The organism is Haladaptatus ordinarius, from assembly GCF_054177595.1.
Genome location: NZ_JBPEHH010000246.1, coordinates 1 through 1,788 on the forward strand (window position 1 = coordinate 1; position 1,788 = coordinate 1,788).

General features: G+C 53.1%; 2 protein-coding genes. One reads left to right on the forward strand and one right to left on the reverse strand.

Features of this window, described 5'->3' with window-relative positions; translation table 11 throughout:
• The first annotated feature begins 324 nt into the window (after positions 1-324).
• Entirely contained in the window at positions 325-657 is a 333-nt protein-coding gene (locus ACR3FF_RS26930) for a DUF7344 domain-containing protein (RefSeq protein ID WP_458191149.1), read from the forward strand.
• A 93-nt stretch (positions 658-750) separates the two neighbouring features.
• Here the strand turns inward: ACR3FF_RS26930 and ACR3FF_RS26935 are convergent, their stop codons facing one another.
• Positions 751-1,407 carry a helix-turn-helix domain-containing protein gene (locus tag ACR3FF_RS26935; protein ID WP_458191150.1) on the reverse strand — a complete coding sequence of 219 codons (657 nt, stop codon included), beginning with the start codon at positions 1,405-1,407 and terminating at the stop codon, positions 751-753.
• Between the last annotated feature and the right edge of the window lie 381 nt (positions 1,408-1,788).

Sequence of the window (1,788 nt, forward strand, 5' to 3'; positions counted from 1 at the left end):
TTCTAAGAGTGGTCTCAGCGACAGCCACGAGAGAGACACGTCTGTAATTCGATACCTTCTCGACTCTCCGCAGCGTTCGTAGGGTTCTTCGTCTCGCTTTCGGTGTCCTTCCGGTGTGAAACGGCGCTCACCTGTCTGTCCGGTGGTGAACCTTCGCCGTCCAGGAAACCAACGAGGATTATTTGGATGGTTGATTACTGGAACTAACTGGGGTTGAATCGTCACCAGACGACGGATGTCGACCGAAGACCGGCAGTTCCCTATAAAGAGTTTTACGAGTCAAAAATAGGGCTTACATTTGATGGCCAATTCATATAGGTGTGAATGACGGGGAAAGGCCATCACGAACCCAGGGAAGATACGCGTTCGACCACCGAACTCCATGACGTCCTGAGAAGCGAGGATCGGCGGCGAGTGCTCCACTTCTTCCTAGAGCGAGACAAGCGTATGGCGACAATGGATGAACTCGCGAATTACTTGGCCGCCCCAGACGGTGGATTTGAGGCGCCCGAGCGGGCGAAGGTGTCTCTCCACCACGCTCACCTACCCAAACTGGCCGATACAGGAGTTATTGAATACGATTCTCAATCCAACAGAACCCGATATCGCGGACACAAAAAATTGGAAGCACTGCTCTCATTTGCGTCGGAGGCATAGGGAAGCGATTCACTCCTAGTCTTCTGCTCTGATCGGACTGCCCCAGCTACCTCTTCGGCCTCCAGCGGACAGGAACACTCACAGCAGATATCCTCAGAAATCGGAGGCTGACGAAACCAACACACTGTGGAGGACTTTCTCATTACCGAGGCGGACTCGGTTCGAGACCGCCTGGCGCGTGATACCGAGTTGATTTGCGAGTTCATCGAGTGTGATCTCGCTCGGCGTGGCGAAGTACCCCCCATTGAGTGCGAGGACGAGCGCTTCGCGCTGGTCCGGTGTGAGGCCGAACTGATGGCCGGGTTCGGCGTCTTCGTCCATGGTGTAGATTCGATCGACGCGAAGGGTGATCCCCAGGTCGTTCAGGTAGTTGTAGTACTGCGAGAGTTTCTCGTGGTCGGGAAACCTGACCCGGAGCATCCAATCGTCGTTCCCCCTCGCGTCGAGCACCGTCGCTTCTGATTCGAGAATCCCTTCGAGAAGGCTCTCGAACTCGTCCGAGTACTCCAACCGGTACAGAACTGAATCTCCGACTTTATCGAGCGCCCGCAACCCCTTGATATGCGCGTCCGATCGAACCTTTTGTTCGAACGCCTCGAAGTCGGACCCTGTAACCCAAAGATAGGGCATCGGACTGTGACCGATCGGAATTATCCTCTCGAGTTCGTACTGCATCGGTGGCGGTCCCGCGAGGATTCGCCCGAGAACGAACTCGTTCGCGTCGACGTGGAACAAGAGTGTCACGGTCATTGAGCTACATAGGTTCGCGAGTGGCGTAAGCAGACGCTTTGCGTATACAGGTCCACTAACCCGATGAATACGCGCCTTCTATTCAGCAACAAGTGAACGTACTACCGAACTGCTGTCACAAACGGCGTGCTGAATCCAGAGGATGAGGGCGCAGTAAAAAGGGGCACGATTTGACGACTCATAGGCCACAAGTGAGCATTGAGTAACTTATTAGAATTATTTACAATAGCTATACATTGCTTCAACCCCCTTAGTTGCTATGCTGGATAAAAATATGTTTAGAGAAAATTACGAGCATCGACAGGAAGCACTCTTTTCTCCCGTCAAAGACCTTCCTGCCGGACCAAAGAAGAAATTACGGAATCACTGGTCTACCCATTT

Bases quoted from the DNA above. Each gene is read 5' to 3' on its own strand.
- ACR3FF_RS26935 (WP_458191150.1), bottom strand. From the start codon at position 1,407: ATGACCGTGACACTCTTGTTCCACGTCGACGCGAACGAGTTCGTTCTC.
- ACR3FF_RS26930 (WP_458191149.1), top strand. From the start codon at position 325: ATGACGGGGAAAGGCCATCACGAACCCAGGGAAGATACGCGTTCGACC.